The organism is Gemella sp. GH3, from assembly GCF_013415425.1.
In the GTDB taxonomy this organism is placed as follows: domain Bacteria; phylum Bacillota; class Bacilli; order Staphylococcales; family Gemellaceae; genus Gemelliphila.
Genome location: NZ_JACBYC010000073.1, coordinates 1 through 5840 on the forward strand (window position 1 = coordinate 1; position 5840 = coordinate 5840).

The 5840-nt window shown below is 29.9% G+C and carries 7 protein-coding genes; 1 reads left to right on the forward strand and 6 read right to left on the reverse strand.

The features are described from left to right. Positions 1–276 precede the first annotated feature (276 nt). Entirely contained in the window at positions 277–861 is a 585-nt protein-coding gene (locus HZY83_RS01720) for a flavin reductase family protein (RefSeq protein ID WP_179942360.1), read from the reverse strand. A 1-nt stretch (position 862) separates the two neighbouring features. Continuing rightward, positions 863–1597 (reverse strand): peroxide stress protein YaaA, encoded by a 735-nt coding sequence (yaaA, locus tag HZY83_RS01725; protein WP_179942361.1) that lies wholly within the window; start codon positions 1595–1597, stop codon positions 863–865. A 169-nt stretch (positions 1598–1766) separates the two neighbouring features. On the opposite strand from yaaA, the gene HZY83_RS01730 reads away from it, so the two are divergent. Beyond that, complete coding sequence (locus HZY83_RS01730; protein WP_179942362.1) at positions 1767–2396, forward strand: superoxide dismutase; 630 nt, start codon at positions 1767–1769, stop codon at positions 2394–2396. Positions 2397–2463: 67 nt separating this feature from the next. On the opposite strand, the gene cysE is transcribed toward HZY83_RS01730, so the two are convergent. From cysE to HZY83_RS01750, 4 genes are all read right to left on the reverse strand, one after another. After that, positions 2464–2982: a serine O-acetyltransferase gene (gene cysE / locus HZY83_RS01735; RefSeq protein WP_179942363.1), complete on the reverse strand. Its 519-nt coding sequence runs from the start codon at positions 2980–2982 to the stop codon at positions 2464–2466. Further along, positions 2982–3890, reverse strand: a complete 909-nt coding sequence (cysK, locus tag HZY83_RS01740) for a cysteine synthase A (RefSeq protein ID WP_179942364.1) — start codon at positions 3888–3890, stop codon at positions 2982–2984. The genes cysE and cysK overlap by 1 nt, the downstream gene beginning before the upstream one ends. Before the next feature lie 152 nt (positions 3891–4042). Continuing rightward, positions 4043–4381, reverse strand: coding sequence for a zinc ribbon domain-containing protein YjdM (locus tag HZY83_RS01745; RefSeq protein WP_179942365.1), 339 nt, complete (start codon positions 4379–4381; stop codon positions 4043–4045). Between the two features lie 362 nt (positions 4382–4743). Further along, positions 4744–5840: Rib/alpha-like domain-containing protein (locus HZY83_RS01750; RefSeq protein WP_179942366.1), on the reverse strand; the 1097-nt coding region annotated here is incomplete at its 5' end.

Sequence of the window (5840 nt, forward strand, 5' to 3'; positions counted from 1 at the left end):
ATATAATACACTATATAACAGAGGGATAATATAATGTTTGAAAATTATTAAATAATTTTTGGGTACTTTAATAAATATTAAACTGAAATTAATTAAATTTTTAAACTTTAATGAAAATATTATCACGAAAATTATTAGTAAATATGAGCAAAAATAAATAAAAACTGTTCTAATTAAATAAAATAATTTCGAATATACTTAACGCGAAATGAATATTATAAACAATAAAAAAAGATTGTTGTTAAATTCTAACAACAATCTTTTTAATATCACTTTTTAACTACAGCTACTTGTCCCATCTTCTACAAAGTCTCCTAAAGAAGCTGTTTCTTCTTTTAGAAATCTATACACCCTCTTATCAGAATCACCTACAAAATGAACAGTTCTAACTTTATCTCCCAACAGAGTTCCATCTTCTGACAAAAGTTTATTATCTACCAAACGACGCTTTATTTCTCCTATAATATGTGTATATCCACTATCTTCGACTATTTTATTAACCACACACTCTAAAGATAAAAAGCATTCATCTATTAACGGGGTATCCGTATATTTACCTATAGTATAAGGCAAATCTGCTTGCTGTAATTTATTATGGTTACTAAAGAATCCGCAAATTTCTATTTCTGTCATTAAGTTATCACAAGGTAAATTCACACTAAATTCACGATATTTTTTTATATACTTAGCCGAACAGCTATCCGATCTTAGACATATAGTTATTGTATTTCCTAACGTATATGAAGAACTAGTCGTTGTTGCATTGTATTTGAATTTATCATCCTTATACCCTACAAGTATAACTGGGAAGCCGTAATAAAGCTTAGTAGTATTTATCTCAACTTTATTTTCACCAAACATACTAATCTCCTCTTCTTGCCACAAATATAATTTTATTATCATCTGATAAATCTTCTCTAAAAACATAATCATCAAATGTTACTTGCTTTATTTGCTCTAACGTATAGACATTATTTTCCATTAGTTTAGTAACAAAACGTCCTCTAGCTTTTTTCGAAATAGTAGAATGTGTTTTTAACACATTTCCAGCTTCTTCTTTAAATATTATTTTTACAAAATTCTCTCTAATTTCCTTAGAAAAAACTTCTTCAAACTCACTAGACAATAAAGATACAACCAAATCTTCATCTCGAACAAAATCATCAAAACTATTTCGCCAATAAGTCTTTAAATTTTTATTATTAACTTTAATATTTTGTAAAAAATCCAACCTATGTTCTGAAATTTTATCGTATACATTAATAATACCATAAAGCGACGATGTAATAAAAACATTAGAAACTAAGTAAGCTTTTTCCTCATCAAGTAAGTTATCCCGTTTCATATTTCTATACATCAATCCATCAAATAAATGGATAGCTTCATAACTATATGACCTTTCGTCAATCAAGTCTAAAATTCTACTGCGCTCTACTTTAGCAGAATCATATTTTATCTTATAAAGTTTTGACAATTGATCTATAGTAAATTTATTTATTTCCCTTATAATTTCTTTACTTTTTTCATTTAATTTTTGAAATGGGTATTGTACCCCTTTACTATTCATTTCTTTTGCCGTTGGTATTAAAATTTTCATAATTTTCCTACAAATAAAATTTCTTTATATTTTTACTCTTTATAGGTAGTAATTATATACAAAAATCACTTATTTTGCAATTAATCTACTCTATAAGCAGATATATTGTAAACAATTAAAAATTTTTTTATAATATATTATAAATATTATTATATTTCGGAGGAACAAAATGAAATTTGAATTACCTGAACTACCGTACGCTTATGATTTTTTAGAGCCTGTTATTGATGAAAAAACTATGGAAATTCATCATAGCAAACACCACGCTACATACGTTAATAATTTAAACGCTGCATTAGAAAAATACCCTGAAATTGACTTTAAATGCCCAGGTCAATTAATGAGAAATATAAATGACATACCTGCAGACATTAAACAAGCTGTTATTAATAATGGTGGTGGCCATGTAAATCATTCTTTATTCTGGAAATCTCTAACTTCTCCAGATACATCTAAATTTGAAGGTGATATAAAAGAAAAAATCGATAGTGATTTAGGTGGATACGATAAATTCGTTGAATTATTCACAGCAGCTGCAACAACTAGATTCGGAAGTGGTTGGGCTTGGTTAGTAATAAATAAAGATGGAAAACTTGAAGTTGTATCAACTTTAAATCAAGATTCTCCACTAATGGAAAATAAACGTCCGTTATTAGGATTAGACGTTTGGGAACACGCTTATTACTTAAATTATCAAAATAGAAGACCAGATTATATTAAAGAATTTTTCCGCATTATAAATTGGGATGTTGTTAATGATAGATTAGAACACGCTAAAAATTGCGAATGCTCTAGATAAAAATAACACATTAATTATACCTATACATAAAAAGCTAACAGTAACTTTTAAAAGTTACTGTTAGCTTTTAATTTATCTTTATATTAGGAGGTATGTCATAAACTACCGAATTATCAGGTATATCTTTCTTTACTACAACATTAGCTGCTATTTTTACATTATTACCTATAACAATGTTACCTAAAATTTTGGCTCCTGCACCTATCATAACATTATTTTTTACAGTAGGATGCCTTTTGACTGGATCAAACTTTGTCCCTCCTAAAGTAACACCATGAAACATAGTAACATCGTCTCCTATTTCAGCAGTTTCTCCTATGACTACTCCCATACCATGATCTATAAACAATCCCTTGCCTATTTTAGCTCCTGGATGTATCTCAATACCAGTTAGTCGTCTAGCTCTCTTAGCAATAACTCTAGCTAACAAAGGATATCCTGATTTGTAAAGTTTGTGAGCAAAATAATGGTAATTAAGCGCCTTTATATGCGGAAAAGTTAAAAATACCATTAATTTTGATTTTGCACTAGGATCTTCCTTTAGTACCCTTTCTAAATTATATCTTAAATTAACAAAAAATTTCATTACTCGTCAATATACTTTACATCTTCAAACTCAAACATTGAGAAATACTTGTCTGAACCATCTGGAAGCACTGTAACTATATTTTTATCAGGGTACTTTTCAGACACTCTTTTAGCTCCAAGTATTGCTGCCCCAGAAGATATACCAACACCTATTCCTGTAGTTTTCATAAAGTTTTTAGCTTCTTCTATTGCTTCATCACTTGTAATTTTTAATATATCATCCATCAGACTACTATCAAAGTTCCCTGGAACAAATCCTGCTCCAATACCTTGAATTTTATGTACTCCTCCTACTCCTTCCGAAATAGCTGGTGATTCTGCTGGCTCTAGTGCTATACCTAAAATATTAGGATTATGCTCTTTCAAATGCTTCACTACTCCTGTAAATGTTCCACCAGTACCTATCCCTGAAACAAAAACATCTATATTTGGAACTTGTTTTAATATCTCTTCTGCAGTAGTTTTGTAATGATAGTTCGGATTAGCAGGATTATCAAATTGACTTAATATAATCGAATTATCATACTTTTCTACAAGTTCTTTAGCTTTTGCAATAGCACCTGACATTCCTAACTCTTTTGGAGTTAAAATCAACTGTGCTCCATACGCCTTAATTAGTGTACGTCTTTCTACACTCATACTATCCGGCATAACCAAAACAGCTTTATAACCTAGCATAGTCGCTAATAATGATATAGCTATTCCTGTATTACCACTAGTTGGCTCTATTATTAAAGTATCTTTATCCAGCTTACCTTGTCTTTTGGCTTCTTCCAACATTCCCAAAACAGCTCTATCTTTAACACTTCCACCTAAATTATATTTTTCTAGTTTTGCATATATATTAGTACCTTCTAGTTTATACATAGGAGTATTTCCTACAAATTGCAATGACGAATGTTTCATAATATGAACCTCCATTTCTTTTACATAATTATACCATATTTTTCTTTTATTAAACAATATTTTGTTTGAAAAAATAAAAAATAATCCAAAAATAACAGAAAATTCAGATACAAAACTTTATTTTCTAATAATATTTTTGGATTATTTTAATATTATAGTTTTTTTACAAATTCTGATTTTAGTTTCATAGCACCGAAACCATCAATTTTACAATCAATGTTATGATCTCCATCAACTAAACGAATATTTTTAACGCGTGTTCCCATCTTCAAGACCGAAGATGCTCCTTTTACTTTTAAATCTTTTATAACAGATACTGTATCTCCGTCTTGTAATATATTCCCATTGGCATCACGATAGACTTTCTCTTCTTCTGCATTATTTTCTTCTCCAGGCACCCATTCATAAGCGCACATAGGACAAACAAGCATCGCTCCGTCTTCATAAGTATATTCAGAATTGCACTCTGGACAATTAGGTAATGTTGTCATAATATCCTCCATAAAATTTATTAAAATAATCTTATCATAAATAGCCCTAAAAATCTAGATAGCAGTAGAACTTTACTCATATAATCACTTATACTATTATTCTTAATAATTAATCATTTATAATAAACTATTCCTAATTTATAGCTAAATTAATTATATTGATACACAGTATAATTTTTTAATACGATTATTACAAAGAGATAAATATTAATAATGTAATAAATTTCAAAAAACTACATATAATCGATCATATAAAATATTATAACCATAAAAGTTTTATAATTTACTATTTTAATATAAAAGAGACAAATCCAATTGAATTTGCCCCTTTTATAAAATTTCGACTTATAATTTAAAATAAATTATTTATTTTTGTTGCGACGTTTAGTTGTAGCAAGAAGCAATGAACCTATTAACATACTTGCTCCAAGAGCAGTCAATCCAACTGACTGACTTTCTCCTGTATTAGATAGTTTCCCTTGTTTTACACCTAATTTAGATCCTTTATCTTGACTTACTGAAGATACTAAATCTTCTCCAGAAATTGTATCTATTGATCCGTCTGGATATGTAATAGTTGCTGTTCCATCTGCTCCTACTTCTACTTTTGTATTCGTTGGGAAGTTATCTTTGTTTGCATCTACAATCTTATCTTTCACAGCATTTTTCTCATCATCTGTCAAGTTTGTTATATCATCAACTTCTGTTTTTTCTGGAACATTAGGAGTAATACGATCTGCATCTGTTCTGTTGTCTACAACTTTTACTGTTACAGTAATTTCTTCTGTTGATCCATCTGGATACGTTACTACTACTGTCGCTGGTTTATCTCCTACTGAAGACGTATCTACTGGTGTTTTAAACGATACTTTTGTTCCTTTTGGTAAATTACCAAAGTTTTCTACTGAGTTTTCTGCTTTCGGTGTTTCACTTAGCTCTACTGATTGGTCTTTTCCTCTAGGAACATTTTTATCTGCATCTGTTCTGTTGTCTACAACTTTTACTGTTACAGTAACTTCTTTTATTGATCCATCTGGATATGTTACTACAACTGTTGCTGGTTTATTTCCTGCTGAAGACGTATCTACTGGTGTTTTAAACGATACTTTTGTTCCTGCTGGCAGGCTACTAAAGTTTTCTATTGATAACTTAGCATCAAGCGTACCATTTAAGTTAACTGTTTGGCCTTTTCCTACTGGCGATACTTTTGGTTTATCTGGCGTGTCTGGAGTCTCCGGCGTATCTGGTGTATTTACATCAGTTACCTTAACTGTTACTTCTATTTCGTCTGTTGTTCCATCTGGATACGTTACTACAACTGTTGCTGGTTTATCTCCTGCTGAACTTGTGTCAACTGGTGTTTTGAATGATGCTGTTGTTCCTGTTGGTAAGTCTCCAAAGTTCTCTACTGAATCTTCTGCTTTTGGCTCTTCATTCAAGTTAACTGATTGGTCTTTTC

Excerpts from the sequence above, each read along its gene's own strand:
- HZY83_RS01720 (WP_179942360.1), bottom strand. The coding sequence starts at position 861 with ATGTTTGGTGAAAATAAAGTTGAGATAAATACTACTAAGCTTTATTAC.
- cysK (WP_179942364.1), bottom strand. The coding sequence starts at position 3,890 with ATGAAACATTCGTCATTGCAATTTGTAGGAAATACTCCTATGTATAAA.
- cysE (WP_179942363.1), bottom strand. The coding sequence starts at position 2,982 with ATGAAATTTTTTGTTAATTTAAGATATAATTTAGAAAGGGTACTAAAG.
- HZY83_RS01745 (WP_179942365.1), bottom strand. The coding sequence starts at position 4,381 with ATGACAACATTACCTAATTGTCCAGAGTGCAATTCTGAATATACTTAT.
- HZY83_RS01730 (WP_179942362.1), top strand. The coding sequence starts at position 1,767 with ATGAAATTTGAATTACCTGAACTACCGTACGCTTATGATTTTTTAGAG.
- yaaA (WP_179942361.1), bottom strand. The coding sequence starts at position 1,597 with ATGAAAATTTTAATACCAACGGCAAAAGAAATGAATAGTAAAGGGGTA.